Origin of the sequence: Pseudomonas sp. PS02302, assembly GCF_029959585.1 — a bacterium.
In the GTDB taxonomy this organism is placed as follows: Bacteria; Pseudomonadota; Gammaproteobacteria; order Pseudomonadales; family Pseudomonadaceae; genus Chryseomonas; species Chryseomonas aestiva.
This window is the reverse complement of record NZ_JASCON010000055.1, coordinates 1-23932: the sequence shown is the minus strand read 5'-3', so window position 1 is coordinate 23932 and position 23932 is coordinate 1. Positions and strand designations below refer to the sequence as shown.

The window sequence follows — 23932 nt, the reverse complement described above, 5'->3', positions numbered from 1 at the left end:
GGGTCAAACCTCTCTGGCCAGGCGCAGGCCGGAAAACTGCCAGCGCATGGTGGGATAGAAGAAATTGCGGTAGGAGGCGCGCACATGGTCCTGGGGCGTGGCGCAGCAGCCACCGCGCAGGACCATCTGACCGGACATGAATTTGCCGTTGTATTCGCCCAGGCTGCCCGGCAGCGGTTTGAAGCCGGGGTAGGGGCGGAAGGCGCTGCCGGTCCACTCCCAGACGTCGCCGAACAGCTGACGCATGCCCTGGTCCGTGCTACCGACCGGTTGCAGGTGATCCTGCTCGACGAAATTACCCTGGATCGGCTGGCGCGCCGCCACGGTTTCCCATTCCGCCTCGGTGGGCAGCCGGGCGCCGGCCCAGCTGGCGTAGGCATCGGCTTCGTAGAAGCTCAGGTGGCAGACCGGTGCAGCCGGGTCGACGGGAGTCAGGCCACCCAGCGTGAAGTGATGCCAGACGCCATCGAGCTTCTGCCAATACAGCGGCGCCTGCCAGCCGAGGCTGCGGATGGCCGCGGCGCCGTCGGACAGCCAGAGATCGCTGCGGCCGTAGCCATTGTCTTCGATGAAGGCCAGGTATTCGCTATTGGTGACCAGCCGATCGGCCAGTTGGAAGTCGTCGACAAACTGCCGATGGACCGGCGTCTCGCAATCGAAGGCGAAGCCTTCGCCGCCATGGCCGACATGCCGGACGCCGCCTGGATGGCTTTCCCAGCCCAGGGGCGCTATCGGCGCTGTGGGGCCCTTGGCCAGGTCGGCGCGATAGACCGGGTGCAGCGGGTTCTGCGCCAGGATGTGCTTGATGTCCATGAGCAGCAATTCCTGGTGCTGCTGCTCGTGGTGCAGACCCAGCTCCAGGCGTCGGGCGATCTCGGCGGCGTGTTCGGCGGGCGGCGCGCTGAGCAGCTCGGCCATGGCGCTGTCCACCGCCGCACGAAAGCGATAGACGTCGTCCACGCCCGGTCGCGACAGGTGCCCACGAGCCGCCCGGGGAAAGGGCTTGCCGTGGGTCTCGTAATAGGAGTTGAACAGGTAGTCGTAAGCCGGATTGGGCGTCTGGTAACCCTTTAGGAAGGGCTTGAGGATGAAGGCCTCGAAGAACCAGGTGACGTGGGCCAGGTGCCATTTCGGCGGACTGACGTCGGCCATGCTCTGGATGACGTAATCCTCGATGGTGAGCGGGGCGCACAGGGCCTCGCTGGCCCTGCGCACGCGCTGGAAGCGGTCGAGCAGGGTGGTGGCGGTGTCACTCGCTGCGGGCAGCTCGCGGGCGAGAGGATTCATGGCGTTCTCCCTGGTCGGCCTTTTGGTTGTCAGGAAACCGACCGGACGCCATAAGTTTAGTTCGCCCGGTTATGACGGGCGGTCTCGCTTGCCGCTCTCTACCACCAGGTTTCCAGCTGCACACCGAAGTTGTTGCCGTGGCGGGCATCGCCGAAGGCACCGCTGTCGGACAGCGCGGTGCCGGCCACGGCAGCGTCCTGGGCGCCGCGGTTCCAGCTGGCGTAGGTCCAGTAGAGGCGGATCTCCGGCCGGTCCATCAGCCCCATGCCGCCCAGCGCCAGGGTCGGCGCCACGGTGACCTTGTTCAGTGTGCGGGTGGCGCCGCTGTCGGGGTGGATCTGGTCGTGGCCGAACTCCACCTGCAGCTTGAACAGCCGGGTGAAGGCATAGCTGGGCCGCACGCCAAAGGAATACCAGGTCTGGCCGCCATCGCCCGGCGCCCGGTCGCGCTGGTAGAGCGCCAGCAACTGGCCGCCGAAGCGCGGGGTGAGCTGCCAGCGCGGCGATTCGAGTACGCGCAGGCTTTCGTAATCCCGGTCGGCGGTCAGGCTGCCGGTGGCGCCCAGGCCGGTGCCCGGCCCGCGGCCGTATTGCACGGTGAAGACATTGACCCCGCCAAAGAACTGCGACTGCTTGTGCTCGGCGGTGGCCGACCAGCCGCTGTGGGCGTTCTGCACCTGGCCGGCGCGCTGGATATAGGACAGCCCCAGTTCGATCTCGCCACCGGGATTGGTCTTGATGCCGCCCAGGTTCAGGTCGTGGCGATTGGCCTTGTCCGGCTGGTCGACGTTGTCTTCGCGACTGAAGGCGTAGCTCAGTCGCAGGCCGCTGTCGCCCAGGCCGTAGTCCTCCACGCCGAAACCGGTGCCGCTCGGATTCCAGTAGTAGAAGTCGTTGATATGGATGTCGTGACGCTTGTAGTAGCGGCGACCGGCCCAGAGTCCGCCGCCATTGAGCGCCGGCAGGCTGAGACTGGTCCAGATCTGCGGCAGGCGGACGTTGCCGTTGTCGCCACTGAAGGTGGGGGTCTGGTCATAGACGTTGTAGAGGCTGGCCATGCCGTGCACCTTGAGTTCGGTGCCATCGACGCCCTTGTACAGGGTCTGGTGCAGTTCGAGTTCCCAGTAGGTCTCGCATTCATTACCCAGGCGGTACTTGGCGGGTGCCCCGGGCAGCTGGAAGCAGCTCTGCTTACCGCCTTCCGCAGCGCCACCGACACCTACCCGGCCGTAGCCGTTGAATTCCAGCGCCACGGCGTTCAGTGGCAGGCTGCTGGCAAGCAGGGCGAGGCAGGCGGCGGTGCCGGCCTGGCGAAAAACTCTACTCATACCCAAAAATCCCTCTGTGGTTTGGCGAACGCCGATCGGACCTGATGCCAGATCGACAAGTTGCGCGAAAACCTTGCCCTATCAAGGACTTGGATCGAGGTCGATACCTGGGTGAACAGGGCCGAAAGCGGCGGCCCAAAGAGAATGGTTGACGACCAGGCCTCCCGCTGGCGACGCTGGGGTTTTTGGCCAGGGAAAGTATTACAAGATGAAACCGACGCTGCTGATGGCCCCGCAATTGCCCCAGGGACTGGTGACCCAGCTCGAGACTCACTATCGGGTACTGGGTCCCTTTCCTTCAGCCGATCCTGCGGCCTTGCCCGTCGGTGCCGAGGAGGCGGTGGCCCTGCTGACCATCGGCGGCCTGCCGACTCGCGCGGCCTTGCTCGACGCGCTCCCGGCGTTGCGCCTGGTGGCCTGCTATGGCACCGGCTACGAGGGGGTCGACCTGGCGGCCTGTCGCGAGCGCGGCATCGCCGTGACCACCGCCGGTGACGCCAACGCCACCGCCGTGGCGGAATTCACCTTTGGCCTGATCCTGGCCAGCGCCCGTCGCCTGTTGCAGGGCGATGCCTTCGTCCGCAGCGGTCGCTGGCAAGGCAACGCCGTCGAGCGCATGCCCCAGGTCCCGGGCCTGGCCGGGCGGCGCCTGGGCATCTACGGTCTGGGTGAGATCGGTCGGCGCATCGCCCGCCGCGGCGAGGCCTTCGACATGGAGATCGGCTACTTCAATCGCTCGCCGCGGGAGGGGCTGGACTATGCCTATCACGGCAGTCTGCTGGAGCTGGCGCGCTGGAGCGATGTGCTGGTGGTAGCGGTCCGCGCCAGCGCCGAGACCGTGGGCGCGGTCGATGCCGGGGTCCTGGTCGCGCTGGGCGCGGAGGGCCATCTGGTCAATATCTCCCGCGGCAGCGTGGTCGACGAAGAGGCCCTGGCCGAGGCCCTGGAGCAGGGAGTGATCGCCGGCGCGGCGCTGGATGTCTTCGCCCGCGAACCCGAGGTGCCCGAACGCCTGCGCCAGCAGCCCAACCTGGTGCTCAGCCCCCATGTCGCGGCCAATTCGGCCTCGGCCCAGCAGGCCCAGCAACAGGTGATGCTGGCCAACCTCGAAGCCATGCTGGAGGGGGGCGAATTGCGCAATCGCATCGCCTGAGAGCCTGTTAAAAGTCTGCTGCGCGTCGGCCAAACGGCGTTGAATACACCCTGGATCGCCAGCCCGGTCGGAATGCTCATTTACCACTCGTAAACTCGCACGCGAGCCCGGTCCGCTTCCTCAGGTCTCTTCGCCTTGTTTGGCTCTAGCTCGCTAGACTTTAAACAGGCTCTTGTTCGCCGCCGGTCGGCTTGGGTTGTGGCCCCTGCTGGCCATTCCCATATTGAGCGCATGACCTCGAACTCGCCTGCCGCCGTCCTGGCGGACTTTCACGACGCGCCGCGCAGCTGGTTCACGACGCGCTTTCCCGCCCCGACCGAGGCGCAGCTGCAGGCCTGGCCGGCCATTCGCGCCGGCGCCTCGGTGCTGGTGGCGGCCCCTACCGGCTCGGGCAAGACGCTGACCGCCTTCTTCGCCGTGCTGGATGGCCTGGTCCAGGAGGCGTTGCAGGCAGACGGCCTGCCCGAGGCCTGTCTCTGGCTCTATGTGTCCCCGCTCAAGGCCCTGTCCAACGACATCCGCCTCAATCTCGAAGAACCCCTGGCCGGCATCGGCGCGGCGCTGGACGCGCGGGGGTTGCCGCCGCTGGCCTTGCGCACGGCGGTGCGTACCGGCGATACCCCGCAAAAGGAGCGGGCGGCCATGCGCCGGCGGCCGCCGCACCTGCTGGTCACCACGCCCGAATCCCTCTATGTGCTGCTGGGGTCGGATTCCGGGCGACGGATGCTGGGTCGCGTGCGCGGCGTCATCGTCGACGAGATCCATGCCATCGCCGATGGCAAGCGCGGCAGCCACCTGACCCTGAGCCTGGCGCGCCTGGAAGCCCTCACCGGGCAGCCGCTGCAGCGCATCGGTCTGTCCGCCACCCAGAAGCCGCTGGCCGCCGTGGCCGCCTTTCTGGTCGGGCGCGATGCCCAGGGCCAGCCCCGCCCCTGTACGGTGATCGACATCGGCCACCAGCGCGCTCGCGACCTGGCCCTGGAGGTGCCGCCCGTTCCCCTGGAGGCCCTGCTGTCCACCCAGGCCTGGGAGCGGGTCTACGACCGCCTGGCCGAACTGGCCGAGGCGCACCGCACCACCCTGGTGTTCGTCAACACTCGCCGCCTGGCCGAGCGCATGGCGCGCCAGCTGTCGGATCGCCTGGGCAGCACCCAGGTCGCCGCCCACCACGGCAGCCTGGCCCGGGAGCAGCGACTGGACGCCGAGCAGCGCCTCAAGCGCGGCGAATTGCGCCTGCTGCTGGCGACGGCTTCCCTGGAGTTGGGCATCGACATCGGCGAGGTCGACCTGGTCTGCCAGATCGGCTCGCCGGGTTCCATCGCCGCCTTCCTGCAACGGGTCGGCCGCGCCAACCACCAGGTCGGCGGCCTGCCCAAGGGACGGCTGTTTCCCACCTCGCGCGACGACCTGGTGGAGTGCGTGGCGCTGCTCGACTGCGTGCGTCGCGGTGAGCTGGATACCCTGCACATCCCCGTCGCGCCCCTGGACGTCCTGGCCCAGCAGCTGGTGGCCGAGGTCGCCTGCCAGGAGTGGTCGGAGGCGGGCCTGCTGGCCGTGCTGCGCCAGGCCGAGCCCTATGCCGCGCTGAGCGAGGCCGATTACCGGGCCGTGGTGGAGATGCTCAGCCAGGGCTATACGGATCGCCGCGGTCCGCGCGCCGCCTATGTTCATCGGGACGCGGTCAATGGGCTTCTGCGTGGCCGCCGGGGCGGCAAGGCGACTGCGGTGATGAGCGGCGGCACCATCCCCGAGAGCGGCGATTTCAGCGTGCTGCTCGAACCCCAGGGCCATACCGTCGGCAGCGTCAACGAGGATTTCGCCTTCGAAAGCCTGGTGGGCGACGTCTTCCAGCTGGGTAACACCGCCTACCGCATCGTGAAGATCGAAGGCAGCAAGGTGCGGGTGGAGGATGCCAAGGGACAGCCGCCCAACATCCCCTTCTGGCACGGCGAGGCGCCGGGGCGCAGCGATGAGCTGTCGGCCGGCCTGGCACGGCTGCGCGCGGAACTCGAACCCCTGCTGCCCGCGGCCGGCGAACCCCCGGAGCCGGCCATCGCCCGCATCGGCGCGGCCTATGCGCTGGAGGAGGGCGCGGCGCGCCAGCTGGTGGACTATCTCGGTCGGGCACGCCAGGCGCTGGGCGCCTTGCCGACCCAGCAGACCCTGGTGATGGAAAGATTCTTCGACCAGGCCGGCGGCATGCAGCTGATCATCCATGCGCCCTTCGGCAGCCGTATCAACCGCGCCTGGGGCCTGGCTCTGCGCAAGAGATTCTGCCGCAATTTCAATGTCGAGCTGCAGGCGGCAGCCACCGAGAACGCCCTGATTCTCTCGCTGGCCACCAGCCACAGCTTCGTGCTCGACGAGGTCTGGCGCTACCTGCATCCGGCTACCGCCGAGAGCGTGCTGATCCAGGCGCTGCTCGACGCCCCGCTGTTCGCCGTGCGCTGGCGCTGGAATGCCACCACGGCCCTGGCCCTGCCGCGCTTCAGCGCCGGGCGCAAGGTGGCCACCCAGGTGCAGCGCATGCGCAGCGAAGACCTCCTGGCCACGGTCTTTCCCGAGCAGGTCGCCTGCCTGGAAAATCTCGCCGGCGAGCGCCAGGTGCCGGATCATCCGCTGGTCCGCCAGACCCTCGACGACTGTCTCCACGAATCCCTCGACAGCCGTGGCTGGCTGGCCCTGCTGGCACGTATCACCGGTGGCCAACTGACCCTGCTGAGCCGCGACCTGCCCGGACCTTCGCCACTGGCTGCCGAGGTGCTCACGGCCAAACCCTATGCCTATCTGGACGACGCTCCCGTCGAAGAGCGGCGGACCCTGGCGGTGCAGAATCGCCGTTTCGGCGGCGCCGATCCGGACGAGCTGGGCGCCCTGGATCCGGCGGCCATCGATCTGGTTAGGGCGGAGGCCTGGCCGCGGCTGGAGAGCGCCGATGACCTGCATGAGGCCCTGCTCGGCGTCGGCTTTCTCACCGCGGCGGAACTGGCCCCCCACCAGACCCAGGCTCGCCAGTTGGTCAAAGCCGGGCGGGCAGGGCGGTTGCGGCTGCCGGCAGCGACCCTCTGGATCGCGGCCGAGCGACTGCCGTTGTTCCAGGTGCTGTTACCAGGCGCCGCCACGGAGCCGGTGCTCAGTGCGCCGCCAGGTTTCGCGGCGCCCGCGGATGCCGAGGCGGCCCTGGTCGAGGTGCTGCGCGCGCGCCTCACCGCGCTGGGTCCGGTAGACCAGGAGGCGCTGGCCGCCAGCCTCGGGTTGCCAGCAGCGCAGCTCACGCCGGCGCTGCTGGCCCTGCAGGGCGAGGGCTATGTCCTGCAGGGGCGCTTCACCGCGGCAGGCGGTAGTGTGGAGTGGTGCGAGCGGCACCTGCTGGCGCGGATCCATCGCTATACCCTGGGGCGACTACGCAAGGCCATCGAGCCGGTGGCCCTGGCCGACTACCTGAGATTCCTGCTGGAGCACCAGCAGCTGGCCGGTCCGGCGAGCCTGAGAGGCAACGAGGGCCTGGAGCAGGTGATCGGCCTGCTGGAAGGCTTCGAGGTCGCCGCCGCCGGCTGGGAAGGCGAGATCCTGCCCAGTCGCCTGCCGGACTATCAGTTCACCTACCTCGATGACCTCTGCCGCGCCGGTCGCGTGGTCTGGCTGCGCCTGCCCCAGGCGGGGCGTGGCGGTAGCGGACCGGTCAAGGGTTCGCCCATCGTCCTGCTGCCGCGGCGCCACCTGGCCGACTGGAACGGCCTGACCGAGCCCACTGGCAGCGAGATGCTGTCACCCAAGGCGCAGCGGGTGCTGGAGGTGCTGACGCAACGCGGTGCCTCCTTCTTCGATGAGCTGCTCGGCGCGGCGCGCCTGCTGCGCAGTGAGCTGGAGACCGCCCTGGGCGAGCTGGTGGGGGCCGGTGCGGTCAACGCCGACAGCTTCGCCGGTCTGCGCGCCCTGCTGCAGCCGGCAGCCAAGCGCGGCAGCGGTCGCAGCGGTTCGCGCCGTGGGCGCATGGCGCTCTATGGCGGGATGGAGGATGCCGGCCGTTGGGTCGCCTTGCGGTCCGCCGAGGCGCCGGGCGAAGCGCGACTGCCGGATGCGCTGCTGGAGCGCCTGGTCGGGCTGCTGCTGCGCCGCTATGGCGTGCTCTGCTGGCAACTGCTGCAGCGCGAGAGCGCCGTCTTGCCGCCCTGGCGTGACCTCCTGCGTGCCTGCCATCGCCTGGAAGCCCGCGGTGAGATCCGCGGTGGCCGCTTCATTGCCGGGCTCTCCGGCGAGCAATTCGCCGATCCGGCTACCATCGCCCCCCTGCGCGAGTGGCGCCAGCGCCCGGCGGAGGATCTGTGGGTGTGCGTCTCGGCGCTGGATCCGCTCAATCTGGTCGGTACCCTGCTGCCCGGCGCCAAGGTACCCGCCGTGGCCGGCAATCGCCTGCTCTATCGCGACGGGGTGCCCATCGCCGCGCGGGTGGGAACCAGGGTCAGCTGGCTGGTCGAGCTAGAGGCCGGGGAGCAGGTGCGGGCGCGCCAAGCCCTGCAGCAACTGGGGCGGGAACGACCCCAGGTCGGCATCGGGCGCAGCCTGCTGCGGCAGTAAAGACTAGAAGAAGGGGTGCGAGGCCTTGAGCATCAGGGCGCTGTCGCAGTAGGTGTTGTGGCCCGAATACACCGAGCAGTCGGCGCCTCTCAGGCTGGTGCCGCTGTAGGTCAGGTTGAACAGGGTATTCACCCACTTGCGACTCAGATTCACCGACCAGTCGTTGAAACTGCGTACCATGCCGCCGCTGTCGAGGGTCGAAGGCACATCCAGCACATAGTTGGTGTACTTGAGCGAGACCCCGGTCTCGATCAGCGGCAGGGTCCCCAGATCGGCATAGAGCGAGGCGTTGTGGCGCCCCGGGTCATTGGCGAAGGCCGCGCCCAGGCGCTTGCCATAGACGGTCATCCCGGAATACAGCTCGCGGCTGGGATCGACATTCTGGATCAGGTTGCTGTAGTTGATCACGCCCAGCTCATAGCCATAGCCAGGCGCGAAGCGGTGCTTGTAGCCCGCGTAGGTGTCCATCTCCAGCAACGGCGCATCCGCGGACGAGGCATTGTTGGTCGTCCACTGGCCGAAATACAGGCCGCTGTCGTGGGTGAGATCGAAGCCCCCGCCCATGCCGGCGGAGTTGGGCGCGACCAGACCCTGAGCCATGCTGCGTGACGGGGCCGTGCCCATCTTCAGATCGAAATCCCCTACCTCGCGCTGCATGCCCCAGGTGGCCGCCAGCGCCGGACTGGCCAGCAGCCCGAGCGCGATGAAGAGAGGTAAGGATCTGGTCATGGGAGCACTCCTGCCGTGCCGGTCACGCTAACTGGAGAAAGAATGTGATGGGGATAACAACAAGCAGGGAGAACATCGAGGTGCGAGCACCCTGATGACATCGTTGTTATTGGATGAGAAACCGCGGCTAACCCGTTATCGTCCCGCGATGATAACCAACGACGATGGCATATTTTCACCATTCGTCAGTTTCCAGATCGAGAATTGAACTCGATAGCAGTATCAAGACAGACAGATTTGATATGGGTTCCGATAACAATCGGCAGCGCCTGACCAGGCGGGCGTCGGAGCGGCCCCGGCATTGTCTTTGGGCAAAAGATACACTTTTTGACAAAGCGCCGCCCTGTTGCGACGAACAACCGCACGTTGGTGGATTGAATCGAACCAGAAAGACTCAATATTGTGGAGGAGGGCAGCAAGGTCTGCCCACTATGGCTGTCCCTGATTGAGCGCTGGCTCGAGGAGTTTCCATGAACGACCGTATACAAGCTCTGATGCTGGACCTGCTCGCGCGACTCGGTCTGGTCAAGGCCATCCCGATTCCCAGCCGTGAGCGCGAGCAACTGGCTGCCCAGCGTCGTCGCCAGCAGCAGCGCCGCTAAGCGCCACCAGCCTTGACGGACGCGAATCCGGCCGGCTGGAGCCGACCGGTTCGCGCGCGGTCCCCCGGGCGGGGACCCAGGCTTACTTGAGGTTGCCGCTGAGGAACTGGCGCAGGCGCTCGCTACGCGGGCTCACCAGCACTTCGCTCGGCGGACCTTCTTCCTCCACCACCCCCTGGTGCAGGAACAGCACCTGAGAAGACACCTCGCGGGCGAACGCCATCTCGTGGGTCACCATGAGCATGGTGCGGCCTTCTTCCGCCAGTGCGCGGATCACCTTCAGCACCTCGCCGACCAGCTCCGGGTCGAGCGCCGAAGTGGGCTCGTCGAACAGCATGATCTCCGGCTCCATCGCCAGGGCGCGGGCGATGGCCACCCGCTGCTGCTGGCCGCCGGAAAGGAAGGCCGGATACTGATCGGCGACCCGCGCTTGCAGACCGACCTTGTCCAGGTACTTGCGCGCGCGCGCTTCGGCTTCCGCCTTGCTGATGCCCAGCGCCTTGCGCGGCGCCAGGGTGATGTTGTCCAGCACGCTCAGGTGACTCCAGAGATTGAAGTGCTGGAAGACCATGGCCAGACGGGTGCGCAGATTCTGCAGCTGGGCCGCGTCCGCCACCCGTACAGCGCCGCGATCCTCGGCCATGCGGATGGTCTCGCCATCCAGGGTCATGGTCACGGCATTGGGCTGCTCGAGGAAGTTGATGCAGCGCAGGAAGGTGCTCTTGCCCGAGCCACTGGCGCCGATCAGGCTGACCACATCGCCGGTCTTGGCCTTGAGCGAGACACCCTTGAGCACTTCGTGGTCGCCGTAACGCTTGTGCAGGCCTTCGACGGTCAGTTTGTACATGGATAGGAATTCCACAGCTGAAAAGGGGTAGGGGTCACGGCGAGAGCAGGTAGCCGCTGCGATAGGCCTCGGTGCCCGCCACGTGGGCGACCACCATGCCGGCGGTGGCCATGCGGCGATTGGAGCGCGCATAGAGGATGCCGGCGACCGCGCTGCGGACCTCTTCGACACGATCGCTGATGGGGTCCACGACCTGCGCCAGCACCTGGCCGACCGCGATGCGTTCGCCCACCTGGGCCTTGAGCACCAGCACGCCACCCTGGGTGGTCGCCACGGGCTCCACGGCCGCCAGCGGCGTGGCCGGCTGCAGCAGCGGCGGCAGGGGGGCGGCGGTGCCGCCCAGGAAGCCCTGGTGACGCAGGTAGTTGACGATGGCCTCGGCATCCGCCGCGGCGAGTTCGTCACGCACGTCCAGCTGACCGCGCAGCTCCAGGGTCACCGACAGGCTGCCCAGGGGCAGACGCTCGCCAAAGCGCTGGTTGAGATTCCACCAGAGCAGGGTGAAGCATTCATCGAAGGACTGGCCGCCCGAATCGGTGGCGAGCAGGCTGGCTTCGGAACCGAAATAGCGCGCCAGCGGCTCGACCTGGGGCCAGGCTTCCGGCGTGGTGTAGAGGTGGGCCACGGCATCGAAATCGCAGTGCAGATCGAGCACCACCTCGGCGTCGCAGGCCAGGCGCTGCAGGGTCAGGCGCTGACTGTCGAGCTGGGTGGTGGCGGATTCCCCGGCCAGGGCGGTGCGGAAGGCCTCGCGCACCAGGGCCTGGTTGGCGCTCACGTCGTCACCGAGGCGTTCGGCGATGGCGGCTTCGACCTGGGCGGTCATGTCGCGGAAGCGGCGATTGAAGTTCTGCCCGCTTTCCAGCTCGTAGCGACCGAGGTGGACGTCGGCGACCTGCTGATCCTGGCCGATGGGGTTCGCCACCGGTACCAGGACCACCTCCGCCAGGAGCTCGCCGGCGGCTTCCAGCGCCCGGAGGCGCTGCTTGAGGTGCCAGGCGGTGAGCATGCCGGGCAATTCGTCGGCATGCAGCGAGGCCTGGATATAGACCTTGCGGCCACTGTCGGCGGGACCGAAGTGGAAGCTGTGGATGCAGCGCTCGGTGCCCGGGACCGGGGCGACCAGCGGATGGGTGAGATGGCGCATGACAACTCCGGGGCCGCGCCGGGCGCGGCCGCTTGGGTCAGTGGGTCGGGCCGAGGAAGGCCAGCCAGCGGCGCTCCGCCAGGCGGAACAGGCCGATCAGGATGAAGGACACCGCCAGGTACAGCAACGCGGCCAGGCCGAAGGCCTGGAAGGTCAGGAAGGTGGCGGTGTTGGCGTCGCGGGCGATCTTGAGCAGGTCCGGCACCGTGGCGGTGAAGGCCAGGGTGGTGGAGTGCAGCATCATGATGACTTCGTTGCTGTAGAAGGGCAGCGAGCGGCGCAGCGCCGAGGGCAGGATGACGTGCACGTACAGGCGCCAGCCATCCAGGCCGTAGGCCTTGGCCGCCTCGACCTCGCCGTGGGGGGTGTTGCGGATGGCCCCGGCGAAGATCTCGGTGGTGTAGGCGCAGGTATTCAGGGCGAAGGCCAGGATGGTGCAGTTCAGGCCGTCGCGGAAGAAGCTGCCCAGCATCGGCTGGTCGCGCACGAAGCCCAGGCTGTAGATGCCGGTGTAGCAGATCAGCAACTGCAGATAGAGCGGGGTGCCACGGAAGACGTAGGTGTAGAGGCCGATCGGCCAGCGCAGCCAGCGGCGCTCCGAGACCCGGGCCACCGACAGCGGCACCGATACGATGAAGCCGATCACCACCGAGGCCACCAGCAGCCAGAGGGTCATGGCCAGACCGGTGATGTGATAGCCATCGGTCCACAGCAGCGGTTTCCAGTATTGCTGCAGGAGTTCGATCATCGCTTGGCCTCCCGCACGCCGACGTGATAGCGCCGTTCCAGGGCCCCGAGGATGGCGTTGGTCACGGCGGTGATGAGCAGATAGATGACGCCCGCGACGATCAGGAAGTAGAACAGCTTGAAGGTGCCCTTGCCGGCCTCCTGGGAGGCACGGACCAGATCCGCCAGGCCGATGATGGAGACTAGCGCGGTGGCCTTGAGCAGCACCTGCCAGTTGTTGCCGATGCCGGGCAGGGCGAATCTCATCATCTGCGGAAAGGTGATCAGGGTGAAGGTCTGCCAGCGGCTCAGCCCGTAGGCCAGGGCGGCTTCGCCCTGACCACGCGGCACGGCGAGGATGGCGCCGCGAAAGGTCTCGGTGAAGTAGGCGCCGTAGATGAAGCCGAGGGTGGCGATACCGGCGGCCATGGGATCGATGTCGATGTAATCCCAGCCCATGTAGTCGGTGAGGGCGCCCAGCCAGTTCTGCAGGCTGTAGAAGATCAGCAGCATCAGCACCAGATCGGGCACGCCACGGATCAGGGTGGTGTAGCTCTGGGCAATGAAGCGCAGGGGCGCGAGGCGCGACAGCTTGGCCGAGGCGCCGAGCAGGCCGAGGATGACCGCCACGATCAGCGCGAAGCCGGCGAGCTTGAGGGTCGTCAGGGTGCCTTCCAGGATTAGCGGGCCGTAGCCATGCAGGCTGAGCGTGCCCAGTCCGATGGACTGCAAGAAGGAGTCGAAGGAATTCTGCTGCATGCGTCTTGGGAAAATCGCCTGGTGAGGCCGCCGGCGCGGTGGGCGCCGGCGGTCATACGTAAAACGCCCCCGGTGGCACCGGAGGCGTTTGCCGAACCGACCTTACTTGGGATCGTAGAGGTTCAGGTCGCCGAAGTACTTCTTCTGGATCTTGTCGTAGGTGCCGTCGGCGTGGATGGCCGCGATACCCTTGTTGACGAAGGTCTTGAACTCGTCGTTGCCCTTGCGGATACCGATGGCGGTATCGGCCGGCAGCAACTCGTCATGGATGGCGGTGTTGGTGTAGCCCTTGCCCTGCGGCGACTTCATGAAGCCACCTTCGGCCTGCAGCATGTCCTGCATGGCGACGTCGATACGACCGGACACCAGGTCGGCATAGACCTGATCCTGGTTCTGGTAGCTCTGGACGTTGACGCCGTTGGGCGCCAGCTTCTGCTTGGCGAAGGTTTCCTGGATGGTGCCCTGCTGCACGCCCACGGTCTTGCCCTTCAGGCTTTCCGCGGTGGCCTGCAGGTTGGCGCCTTCCTTGGTGACCATGGAGGAGGGGCCCGACCAGAGCAGGTCGGAGAAGTCGATCTGTTCGGCACGCGCCGGGGTCTTGGTCAGCGAGGACAGGATGCCGTCGAACTTGCGCGCGCGCAGGCCGGGAATCAGGCCGTCGAAGTCACTCACCACCCACTTGCACTTCACCTCCAGCTTTTCGCAGATGGCGTTGCCCAGTTCGATGTCGAAGCCGACGAAGCTGCCATCGGCGGCCTGGGATTCGAAGGGCGGATAGGTGGTATCCACACCGAAGCGGATCTCTTTCCATTCCTTGGCCATCGCCGAACCGGCGGCCAGACACAGGGCGAGCGCAGAGAGAGTCAGCCAGCTTTTTTTCATGTCGGATCCTAGTGCGAATGTGGATGAAATCATGGCGCCAGTACGACGCCCGTGCCCTCGCGGGAGCAATAAGCTTACCAGTCGGCGAAGATCGTCCCAAATCTGTACGCGGTTGCCGCGTTGGTTACATCCTGTAGCAGCCGACCCCGCCGAGCGGCGCGCATTATGCACCGGAAAGGCGCGGCTTTCCTGCCCGGCGCGGACGAACGCACCGCTTTGGGTCTAAAAAAATACGCATGCGCCATAGGTGGGCAGAAAGGTAGCAGAAGGTCCGCTTCGCTAAGACATCGTATCTGTTCGGTAGCAGTCACGGAGTGCAGCTGTGTGCAAAGGAAACGGGAGCGAAGCCGGATGAGCGATGGCGAAAAGAAGATGACCCCCCGCAGGATTCCGGCGCCGAGCGGCTACCGGTGCCGCCAGGTCCGCGCGGGGGTAAGGATGAGCGGCCTGCCCGGCTGCCATAAGGCACTGGGCTAGCCGGTGGCGCGGAGCCTGGGCAGGTTGCTGGCGCTGGTCCTCCTGGCCGCGCTCTATGGGGCGCTGCATGACCAGCTCAGCTACGGCCTGGGGCCGGATTACTTCGATTGCCTGAAATTTCCGCAATTCGGGCTGCTCGATAGCGAGCTGGCGCCCCGCTGGCGAGCGGCCCGGGTCGGCCTGCAGGCCGGCGCGGCGGCAGGACTGCCGCTGGGCCTGGCGCTGCTCTGGCTGGCGCGCGGACGTCCTGGCGGTGACCGCTATCTGTGGCGCGGCAGCGCAGCCGTGCTGCTCGGGGCGCTGGGTTGCGCCGTGCTGGGCCTGGGCCTGGGCTGGCTTGCCCTGGAGCTGGGCAGCGTCCTGCGGGTACCGGACTGCGTGCAGGACCGCAGAGGTTTCCTGCTGGCGGCCTGGATGCACGATGGCAGCTACCTGGGCGCCCTGTTGGCTTTGCTGGTGTTCGCCTGGCGCAACCGGCTGCGCCGCTGAAACCGCGCGAGGATTCGCGCGACGCCGGCTTCCAGCGCCAGAAAGAGCAGGGCGACCGTACCGCCGAGCAGGGTGCTGCCGATCCGCTCACGGGCGATGCTCGCCTCGGGGGCGCCGGCCAGGGCGACCATCAGCACCGTGGTGCCGGTGATGAACAGCGTCTGCAGCGGGTAGCGACCGTCCTGCAGCAGATAGGCGCCCGCCGCACACAGCAGGCAGGCAGTGGCTAGGACGGCGGGCGTGTTGTCGAGCCAGACCACCGCGCCCGCCAGCAGGCAACCGGCCAGGGTGCCGCCCAGCCGACCCAGGCCGCGCCGCCAGGTATCGCCCAGCCGCGGCTTGAGCACCAGCAGGGCGGTCATCGGCGCCCAGTAGCCGTGGCCGTAATCGAGCAGGCCGGTCAGGGTCTGGCAGAGGGCGACCACGGCGGCGGCATAGAAGCCGTAGCGGCCGAGCCGAAATCTGTCTTCGAACAGCACCACCACCTCCCTGAGATGGGCCTTGAGGGAACCGGTGCGCAGCCGCCATTGGGAGCGATAGAGGGCCTTTTGTACGAGGGCGAAGAACAGCAGTTGCAGCAGTCCGCCGCCGAGCACCAGGCCACCCCGCAGCAGGGCCTGGTGCAGATCGCCGGGAAAGCCGCCGGCTACCAGCAGGGCCACCGTCCATTGCTGGGTGATCCACCAGGGGCCATTGCCAACGGCGAACAGCCAGGCGCAGCAGGCCGCCCAGAGGGCGCCGGCCAGGACCAGCGCCAGCAGCTGCTGACCCAGCAGGGAGCCGACCACGGCGGAAAAGGCCATGCCCAGCGCCGCCACCAGCATGGGCGCCAGGGGCTCGGCGGCAAAGCTCTTGTAGGCGCCGAAGCCGACGGTATAGGCGCCACCCAGGGCCACCACGCAGGGGAGCCAGGCCCCGGTCCACCCGCCGGTGAGCAGGATCGCCGCCAGGGCCGGCAGGCAGGCGAGCGCCAGGGCCCAGCGCGGTTCCCGCGGCGCGCCCAAGGCGCCAGCGGTCACCGGCGGCGCTGTCTGGCCAGCCATCGCTAGGCCAGCAGATTCTGCAGGATATCGAGGGTGTCGGCTTCGGCCACCGGCTTGTCGTGACGCCAGCGCAGCATCCGTGGAAAGCGCACGGCGACACCGCTCTTGTGGCGCTTGGACAGGGCAATGCCCTCGAAACCCAGCTCGAATACCAGGGTCGGCTCGACGCTGCGTACCGGACCGAATTTCTCCACCGTGGTGCGCCGGACGATGGCGTCCACCTTGCGCATCTCTTCGTCGGTGAGGCCGGAGTAGGCCTTGGCGAAGGGCACCAGGGTGCGTTCGCTGCTCTCCGGCGGGCCGTCCCAGACGGCGAAGGTGTAGTCGGAATAGAGACTGGCACGCCGCCCATGGCCGCGCTGGGCGTAGATGAGTACCGCATCCACCGAGAAGGGATCGACCTTCCATTTCCACCAGGTGCCCATGTCCTTGGTGCGGCCGACGCCATACAGCGAATCCTGGGCCTTGAGCATCATCCCTTCGACCCCCAGGGTGCGCGAAGCCTCGCGCTGGCGGGCGAGGTCCTGCCAGTCTTTGCCGTGCAGCAGCGGCGAGGGGCGCAGCAGCGGACTGGCGCAGCGCGCTACTACCCCTTCCAGTTCGGCGCGGCGCTGGCGTTGCGGCTGGCTGCGCAGGTCATGGCCCTGCCATTCCAGCAGGTCGTAGGCGAGCAGGATGACCGGTACGTCTTCGAGGATTTTCTTGCCCAGGGTCTTGCGCCCGATGCGTTGCTGCAGCAGCGCGAAGGGCTGCACGCCGAAGGGGATGGGCGCGGCCGGATCGCGGCCGTCCTGCTGCTCGCTGACCTCCTCGCTGCTGAGCAGGGCATCGGGCGCGGCGTCTTCCTTCCAGACCACGATCTCGCCATCGATGACGGTGCCATCGGGCAGTAAATCCGCGAGGGGATGCAGTTCGGGAAAGCGATCGGTGACCAGATCCTCACCCCGCGACCAGATCCACAGGCGACCGTCGCGCTTGACCAGCTGGGCACGGATGCCATCCCACTTCCATTCCACCTGCCAGTCCTCGGCCGGCCCCAGTTGCGCCTCGAATTGCTCCACCGGCAGTTGCAGGGCGTGGGCGAGAAAGAAGGGATAGGGCTGGCCGCCGCGCTGGGCATGCTCGTCCGGACTTTCCGGGGCGACCAGGCGGGCATAGCCCCCGGCGGTGGGGCGGTGGGACAGATCGGTGTAGCCCACCAGGCGCTGGGCGACGCGCTTGGGGTCCAGGTCCGCCAGAGTGGCGAGGGCGCGGGTCACCAGCAGCTTGGAGACACCGACGCGGAATTCGCCGGTGATCAGCTTGATGCAGACCATCAGGCTCTGTCGATCCAGCTGGTCCCAGAGCGGCGGCAGGCGCTCGGCCAGTTCCTCCGGTGGCAGGCCGCGCAGGGGCAGCAGGTACTCCTCCAGCCAGAAGGCCAGGCCCTCGGCATTGGCGGCATCGGCGGTGGGAATCAGCAATGCCATGGTTTCGGCCAGGTCGCCCACCGCCTGGTAGCTTTCTTCGAACAGCCACTCGGGCAGCCCGGAGAGGGTCATCGTCAATTCGCGCAGCTGCCGGGTGGGTACCAGCCGACGGGGGCGGCCGCCGGCGAGGAAGTACACCGCCCAGGCGGCATCCGCCGCCGGGGCGCTGCCGAAGTAGTCCACCAGCGCCGCAAGCTTGGCATTGTTGGAGGTGGTGGCGTCGAGACGCCCATAGAGTTCGGCGAAGGCCTTCATGCCTGGGCCTCCGCGGCGACGGGGGTATCGTCTTCCTCACCGTATTCGGTGGTGAAGCCCTGGGCGTCCAGGCCCTGGTCGCGCAGGTAGCGCACCAGGGTGGCGACCGAGCCATGGGTGACCATGACCCGTTCGGCGCCGGTTTGCTCGATGGCCCACAGCAGGCCTGGCCAGTCGGCGTGGTCGGAGAGCACGAAGCCGCGATCCACCCCGCGTCGCCGGCGGGTGCCGCGCAGCATCATCCAGCCGCTGGCGAAGGCGTCGCTGTGCTCGCCGAAACGGCGGATCCAGGTGCTGCCGCCGGCGGAGGGTGGCGCGATGATCAGTGCCTGGCGCAGCGTGGGGTCGCTCTTCTTGAAGTCGCCGGCGTAGTGGGTTTCCGGGATGCGGATGCCGGCTTCGCGATAGACCCGGTTCAGGGGCTCCACCGCGCCATGGGCGAGGATGGGACCGATCTCCGGATCCAGGCCGTGCAGGAGCCGTTGCGCCTTGCCGAAGGCATAGCTGTACAGCACGCTGGCCAACCCCTGGGCCTGGTTGGCGCGCCACCAGGCGTTGACCTCGGCGAAGATCTCCGCCTGGGGGCGCCAGCGATAGATCGGCAGGCCGAAGGTGGATTCGGTGATGAAGGTGTGGCAGCGCACCGGCTCGAAGGGGGTGCAGGTGCCATCGGGTTCGACCTTGTAGTCACCCGAGGCCACCCAGACCTCGCCACGGTATTCCAGGCGTACCTGGGCCGAGCCCAGCACATGGCCGGCCGGGTGGAAGCTCAGCTTGACCCCGTGGTGATCGATGACCTCGCCGTATTCCAGGGTCTGGAGGTTGATGTCGGCACCCAGCCGGGCGCGCAGGATGCCGGCGCTGCCGGAGGTGGCGAGATAGTGGCCGTTGCCCACCCGCGCATGGTCGCCGTGGCCGTGGGTGATGACCGAACGTTCCACCGGATGCCAGGGATCGATGTAGAAGTCACCGGGCGGGCAATAGAGGCCGTCCGGTCGGGCGATGACGAGGTCCATGGGCGCCGCTCTGCAGGGGAATACCCATAGGAACGGCGGCCGGGCTCCGGAGTTCGCCGCTCAGGCTTGGGCGGCGAAGCTCAGGGCCTGTTGCAGGGCGGCCTGGCCAACTACCTCGCCGATCACCAGGATCGCCGGACTACGCAGCTGGAAGAGGGCGGCGTCCACCTGCAGGTGTTGCAGGGTCGAGCGGCACTCGCGCTGGTCCGGCAGGGAGGCGTTCTCGATCATGGCCACCGGTGTGGTCAGCGCGAGACCGCCGTCCAGCAGGCCCTGCTGGATCTCGGCCAGGCGGGCCACGCCCATGTAGACCACCAGGGTGGTGCCGATGGCGGCCAGGGCGGCCCAGTTGGGCGCCGTGTCGTCCTGGGTATGGGCGGTGACCAGGGTCACGCCACGGGCCACGCCTCTCAGGGTCAGGGAGATGCCGCAGGCGGTGGCACCGGCCAGGCCGGCGGTGATGCCGTTGACGATCTCGCTGGCGACGCCACGGGCGGCCAGCCATTCGGCTTCCTCGCCGGCACGACCGAAGATGCAGGGATCGCCGCCCTTGAGCCGGGCCACGCAACGGCCCTGGCGGGCATAGCGCAGCATCAGTCGGTGGATGAAGGCCTGGGGCGTGGAGCGGCAGCCGCCGCGCTTGCCGACGCGGATCACCCGGGCGGTAGGGCAGTGTTCGAGCACCGCCGGATTGACCAGGTCATCGATCATCACCACCTCGGCTTCGCCCAGGGCGCGCACCGCCTTGAGGGTCAGCAGCTCGGGATCGCCGGGGCCGGCACCGATCAACCAGACTTTCCCGCTCATGTAGTGACCTCTCGATTCCAGGGTAGCGACTGTAACGCAAAAAAAAGGCGTCCCGCTGCAAGCAGCTGGGACGCCTTTGTCCGGAGGGTCTTTCCTCGCCGTTGAAGAAAGACCTATGTGTATTGTGGAATTGCAGACTTCATGCCAAGGCGCGGATCCGTCCTTTCCGCCGGTTTACCGCTGGAAACCGGCAGCTGGCTGCCCCTTTTGGGCGCAGCGTGCTGCAAAGCAGGGCATGGCGCCGCGACGTCTTCAGTGCCGATAGAGCCAGAGCAGCACCAGCAGCAGATTCAGCAGCAGCGAACAGGCGGCCACGATCTGCCAGGTGCGCAGGGGATCGCGCTGCAGCAGCGGCAGCGGGCGGGTCAGGGGTTGGCGCTCGCCCTGCTCCAGCAGCAACAGGGCTTCCTCGGCGGTTTCGAAGCGGTCGGCGGGGTCGACCGCCACGGCGCGCTGCAGCCAGTCGTCGAGCCAGGCCGGTACATCCGGACGCCGGCGCAGGGCACTGGCCGGCGCACCGAAACGTGGCCGCTGGAAGGGTTCGACCTCGCCGTAGGGATAGCCACCGGTGAGCAGCTGATAGAGGGTCACCCCGGTCGCATAGAGATCCTGGGCCGGACTGGGCTCGGCGCCCTCGAAGGACTCCGGCGCCCGGTAGCTGGGAGTGCCCGGGCTGTCATGCAGATCCTCGGACAGCTGCGGACAGTAGGCCAGGCCGAAGTCCAGCAGGCGCAATTCGCCATCCTGGCCGCGATGCAGGTTGTCCGGCTTGATGTCGCGGTGGAGGATGTTGCGTCTGTGCAGCTGGCCGAGGGCCCGCAGCAGGCGGGAGGCGACGTCCAGCCAGTCGGCCAGGGCCAGGGGGCCTTCGCTGCGCAGCTGCTGCGCCAGGGTACGACCGGCATATTCCCGTTGCACGAAGTAGAGATGCGCCCGCCGCGGCAACGGATGGACCTCGACGAAGGCGCGTCCGGCGACCCGGCGCAGGAACCACTCCTCCATGAGCAGGGTATGACCGGCCAGGGTGTCGAATTGCAGCGCCGCGGGCAGGGTCTTGAGCAGCCACGGACGACCGCCCTCGTCCTTGACCCGGTAGAGCAGTGATTGCCGCGACTCGGCCAGACGCTCCACCACCGTCCAGCCTTCGAAGTGCTGGCCGGGCTTGAGCGCCGGCAACGGCGGCCAGGTATCGGCGCTGGCCAGGGTATCGGCCAGGGACACATCAGGGAGGCGGTCGACCCGTACTAGCAAGGCGCTGGCGTTGTCCTGGCCACCGGCATGCAGGGCGCCGGCCACCAGGGCCTGGGCAGCGGCCTCCAGCTCCGCGACGCCATCGACCAGGATGCGCCTCATGCTGTCTTCACCCAGCGCGGCCCAGACGCCGTCGCTCACCAGGAGCAGGGTTTCGCCGGCTTCCAGCTCGCCTTCGCGAAAGTCCACCACCAGGTGGTTCTCCAGCCCCAGGGCGCGGGTCAGCACATGCTGCATGCCGGCCTGCTGCCAGACGTGGTCGACGGTGAGGCAGCTCAGCCGGTCGCCGTGCCAGCGGTAGGCGCGGCAGTCGCCGACGTGGGCCAGGGTATAGCGCCGCCCGCGGATCACCAGGGCGGTGAGGGTGGTCAGCAGTGGCTGGCCATTGCCGGCGGCCTGCAGCCAGCGATTCTGCGCCAGCAGCAACCGCTCCAGGGCCTGGGCCACCGGCCAGGTCTCCGGGGTGGAATAGTAATCCTGGGCCAGGGCCTGGAGGGTGGCGCGGGCGGCCAGACCACCGTCGGGACAGCCGCTGACGCCATCGGCGAGGGCGAACAGATGCCCCTTGGTCGCCGCCAGCGCCGCGCTGGGCTGGACACTGCGCAAGGCGTCCTGGTTTTCCTTGCGCGGACCGGTCGCAGTGGCTTCGGCGAAGGCGAGTTCTAGAGGCATGTAGGGGGCGCCGGAGAGGAAAGAAGACGGGCAATGCAAAAGCGATACCCGCCCACCGGACGCCCCTGATTCCTCACCAGATTTCCACGCGTTTCTCGTCCGGCCGGACCATGGCATCACCCGCCTTGCAGCTGAACGCCTTGGCGAAGGACGGCATGTTGGACGGCGCGCCAAGGGCGCGGAATCTCATGGGCGCATGGGGATCGGTGTTGAGGAACAGGCGCGCCTGCTCTTCACGGATCGAACCGCGCCAGACCCGCGCCCAGTTGAGGAAGAAGCGCTGCTGCTGGGTATAGCCATCGATCTTCCGGTTGGCTTCCTCCGGCTTCTTGGCCAGGGCCAGTTGCAGGGCGTCGTAGGCCGCATTGATGCCGCCGAGATCACCGATGTTCTCGCCCAGGGTGAGCTTGCCGTTGACGTGCAGCTCCGGATGATCCGGCAGCGGCTGGTAGTTGTCGAACTGCTCCACCAGTTTGCCGGTGCGGGCTTCGAAGGCCTGGCGATCGGCTGGCGTCCACCAGTCCACCTGGTTGCCGGCGCCATCGAACTTGCTGCCTTGGTCGTCGAAGCCATGGCTGGCCTCGTGACCGATCACCGCGCCGATGCCGCCGTAGTTGATGGCGTCGTCGCCGTCCGGATAGAAGAACGGCGGCTGCAGGATGGCGGCGGGGAAGTTGATGGTGTTGTCGGTGGGGCTGTAGTAGGCATTCACCGTCTGCGGGTACATGCCCCATTCCTGGCGGTCGGTGGGCTTGCCGATCTTGTCCAGGTCATGGCGATAGTTGAAGCGCGAGGCGGCTTCCAGGTTGGCATAGAAGCCCTGCGGCTTGAGCGTCAGGCCGCTCCAGTCGCGCCAGCGCTCGGGATAGCCGATCTTGGGCAGGAAGCTGTCCCACTTGGCCAGCGCCTTCTGCTTGGTCTCCGGACTCATCCAGTCGAGCTGCTCGATGCGCGCCTTGAGCGCCAGCATCACGTTGTCCACCAGCTCCTGGGCCCGCGCCTTGGCCTGGGGCGAGAAATGCTCCTGCACATAGAGCTGGCCGAGACCTTCGCCCATGGCGCCGTTGACCGCGCGCAGCACCCGTTTCCAGCGTTCGCTCTGCTGCTGCTGGCCACTCAGGGTCTTCTGGTTGAATTCGAAGCTTTCCTGCTGGAAAGGCCTGGACAGCAGCGGCGCAGCGTCGTCGATCACATGGGCACGCAGATAGGCCTGCCACTGCTCGACGGGAGTCTCGGCCAGCATCCGGTCGAATTCGGCGAAGAAGCCCGGCTGGGACAGCGAAAAGCCCTGCTGGCCGGTGACGCCCTGGCTGGCGAAGAAGGCCTGCCAGTCGAAATGCGGCGTGACCTTGTTGGCTTCGGCGAAGCTCAGGTAGTGATACTGGTTCTCCGGATTGCGCAGCTCCACCGGCTTGACGGAAGCCCGCGCCAGGCGACTTTCGAAGGCCAGCACCAGTTCGGCCTGGGCGGCCGCCTTGGCCTTGGGCACTCCGGTCAGCACCAGCAGCCGGGCGATGTGGCCGAGATAGGCCTGGCGCAGCTTGGCGTAGTCGGCTTCGGTGTAATAGTCGGGCGTGGGCAGGCCCAGGCCGCCCTGGTAGGCGTAGGCGATCTGCTGCTTGGCGTTCTGATAGTCGGCGCCGGAGCCGAAGGAGAACAGCTGCATGTCGCCACGGGCGAAGCTCTGTTGGAGGTACTTCACGACATCAGCCGTGGTGCGCAACCCGTCGATGGTCGCCAGTTGCGCCTGGATCGGCCGATAGCCGGCGCGCTCGATGGCGGCCTCGTCCATGCCCGAGCGATACAGCCAGCCGATCTTCTGCTCCACCGAGCCCGCTGCCGCGCGATCCGCGGTGCGGGCGGCGCGCTGCAGGATGGCGTGCTGGTCGTTGAGCGATTTTTCCCCCAGGGCCATGAAGGAACCCCAGCGTGACTTGTCCGGCGGGATCGGATTGGCCGCGACCCATTTTTCATTGACGAAGATGTCGAGGTCACTGCAGGCGGTGGCCGGGTCACCCAGTTCGGTGACGTCGAAAACCGGGGCGGCGAAGGCCTGGCTGCCGAGCAGCAGGCCGATGGCGAGGGTGAGAGGTTTCAACGCAGGCATGGGAGAAAAGGGTCTCCAGGAAGGGACAGGGAAGCAGGGTGGGGCGTCGAGGGTAGCGGTCGGGGCGCGACCCTGCCAAGGGCGGCGGCTTTGTCTGAAAAGTGCCTGCGCTCGGTCATGCAGCGTTAAAAATCCGTTCGGAATGCTCATTTACCACTCGTAAACTGCGCTTCCTCACGGATTTTTGCCTTGCCTGACCTTCGCTCGGCGACTTTTCAAACAAGCCGTGACCCCAGAAACGACGATCCCCGCCGAGGCGGGGATCGTGGGCGACGCTCTGGATCAGAACACCGTCAGCTGCGCCAGTT

Annotated in this window: 19 protein-coding genes; 4 read left to right on the top strand and 15 right to left on the bottom strand. The window is 67.3% G+C overall.

Annotated elements, in window-relative coordinates; all coding sequences use genetic code 11:
• Positions 1-3: 3 nt before the first annotated feature.
• The gene (gene egtB / locus QMX82_RS17555; protein ID WP_282285941.1) at positions 4-1287 is read right to left on the bottom strand and encodes an ergothioneine biosynthesis protein EgtB; all 1284 of its coding nucleotides are present in this window, start codon (positions 1285-1287) and stop codon (positions 4-6) included.
• 98 nt (positions 1288-1385) lie between these two features.
• A complete protein-coding gene (locus QMX82_RS17550; RefSeq protein WP_282285940.1) occupies positions 1386-2615 on the bottom strand; it encodes a maltoporin in 1230 nt (409 codons plus the stop codon).
• Positions 2616-2823: 208 nt separating this feature from the next.
• On the opposite strand from QMX82_RS17550, the gene QMX82_RS17545 reads away from it, so the two are divergent.
• Positions 2824-3768, top strand: a complete 945-nt coding sequence (locus QMX82_RS17545; RefSeq protein ID WP_208691658.1) for an NAD(P)-dependent oxidoreductase — start codon at positions 2824-2826, stop codon at positions 3766-3768.
• Positions 3769-3999: 231 nt separating this feature from the next.
• A complete protein-coding gene (locus QMX82_RS17540) occupies positions 4000-8346 on the top strand; it encodes a DEAD/DEAH box helicase (RefSeq protein WP_282285939.1) in 4347 nt (1448 codons plus the stop codon).
• Between the two features lie 3 nt (positions 8347-8349).
• Here QMX82_RS17540 and QMX82_RS17535 read toward each other — a convergent pair whose 3' ends face one another.
• Positions 8350-9075: a TorF family putative porin gene (locus tag QMX82_RS17535; protein WP_208691656.1), complete on the bottom strand. Its 726-nt coding sequence runs from the start codon at positions 9073-9075 to the stop codon at positions 8350-8352.
• A gap of 470 nt (positions 9076-9545) precedes the next feature.
• Between QMX82_RS17535 and QMX82_RS17530 the strand changes: the two genes are divergently transcribed.
• A complete protein-coding gene (locus QMX82_RS17530; protein WP_007158915.1) occupies positions 9546-9677 on the top strand; it encodes a hypothetical protein in 132 nt (43 codons plus the stop codon).
• An 82-nt stretch (positions 9678-9759) separates the two neighbouring features.
• Here QMX82_RS17530 and QMX82_RS17525 read toward each other — a convergent pair whose 3' ends face one another.
• The 5 genes from QMX82_RS17525 to QMX82_RS17505 form a co-directional block, all read right to left on the bottom strand.
• Positions 9760-10524: an ABC transporter ATP-binding protein gene (locus tag QMX82_RS17525; RefSeq protein WP_208691655.1), complete on the bottom strand. Its 765-nt coding sequence runs from the start codon at positions 10522-10524 to the stop codon at positions 9760-9762.
• 34 nt (positions 10525-10558) lie between these two features.
• Complete coding sequence (locus QMX82_RS17520) at positions 10559-11671, bottom strand: succinylglutamate desuccinylase/aspartoacylase family protein (protein ID WP_282285933.1); 1113 nt, start codon at positions 11669-11671, stop codon at positions 10559-10561.
• A gap of 37 nt (positions 11672-11708) precedes the next feature.
• Complete coding sequence (locus QMX82_RS17515) at positions 11709-12419, bottom strand: ABC transporter permease (RefSeq protein WP_208691653.1); 711 nt, start codon at positions 12417-12419, stop codon at positions 11709-11711.
• Positions 12416-13156 (bottom strand): ABC transporter permease, encoded by a 741-nt coding sequence (locus QMX82_RS17510; RefSeq protein ID WP_133861065.1) that lies wholly within the window; start codon positions 13154-13156, stop codon positions 12416-12418. Before QMX82_RS17510 ends, QMX82_RS17515 begins: the two co-directional genes overlap by 4 nt.
• 102 nt (positions 13157-13258) lie before the next feature.
• Positions 13259-14038, bottom strand: a complete 780-nt coding sequence (locus QMX82_RS17505; RefSeq protein WP_007158910.1) for a transporter substrate-binding domain-containing protein — start codon at positions 14036-14038, stop codon at positions 13259-13261.
• A gap of 501 nt (positions 14039-14539) precedes the next feature.
• Here QMX82_RS17505 and QMX82_RS17500 point away from each other — a divergent pair.
• Positions 14540-15004, top strand: a complete 465-nt coding sequence (locus QMX82_RS17500; protein WP_208691652.1) for a hypothetical protein — start codon at positions 14540-14542, stop codon at positions 15002-15004.
• On the opposite strand, the gene QMX82_RS17495 is transcribed toward QMX82_RS17500, so the two are convergent.
• The 7 genes from QMX82_RS17495 to QMX82_RS17465 form a co-directional block, all read right to left on the bottom strand.
• Positions 14944-16047, bottom strand: a complete 1104-nt coding sequence (locus QMX82_RS17495) for an FUSC family protein (RefSeq protein ID WP_282285928.1) — start codon at positions 16045-16047, stop codon at positions 14944-14946. The two genes, QMX82_RS17500 and QMX82_RS17495, sit on opposite strands and share 61 nt — an antisense overlap.
• A gap of 2 nt (positions 16048-16049) precedes the next feature.
• Positions 16050-17771, bottom strand: coding sequence for an ATP-dependent DNA ligase (locus QMX82_RS17490; RefSeq protein WP_282285926.1), 1722 nt, complete (start codon positions 17769-17771; stop codon positions 16050-16052).
• Entirely contained in the window at positions 17768-18787 is a 1020-nt protein-coding gene (locus tag QMX82_RS17485; protein WP_208691649.1) for a ligase-associated DNA damage response exonuclease, read from the bottom strand. Before QMX82_RS17485 ends, QMX82_RS17490 begins: the two co-directional genes overlap by 4 nt.
• 60 nt (positions 18788-18847) lie before the next feature.
• Positions 18848-19594: a uroporphyrinogen-III C-methyltransferase gene (gene cobA, locus QMX82_RS17480; RefSeq protein ID WP_282285923.1), complete on the bottom strand. Its 747-nt coding sequence runs from the start codon at positions 19592-19594 to the stop codon at positions 18848-18850.
• A 252-nt stretch (positions 19595-19846) separates the two neighbouring features.
• Complete coding sequence (locus tag QMX82_RS17475) at positions 19847-21517, bottom strand: bifunctional protein-serine/threonine kinase/phosphatase (protein WP_282285921.1); 1671 nt, start codon at positions 21515-21517, stop codon at positions 19847-19849.
• Between the two features lie 73 nt (positions 21518-21590).
• Entirely contained in the window at positions 21591-23624 is a 2034-nt protein-coding gene (locus QMX82_RS17470) for a M13 family metallopeptidase (RefSeq protein ID WP_282285919.1), read from the bottom strand.
• A 115-nt stretch (positions 23625-23739) separates the two neighbouring features.
• Positions 23740-23932, bottom strand: a 193-nt coding sequence (locus QMX82_RS17465; protein ID WP_282285917.1) for a hypothetical protein, incomplete at its 5' end; no start/stop codon positions are given.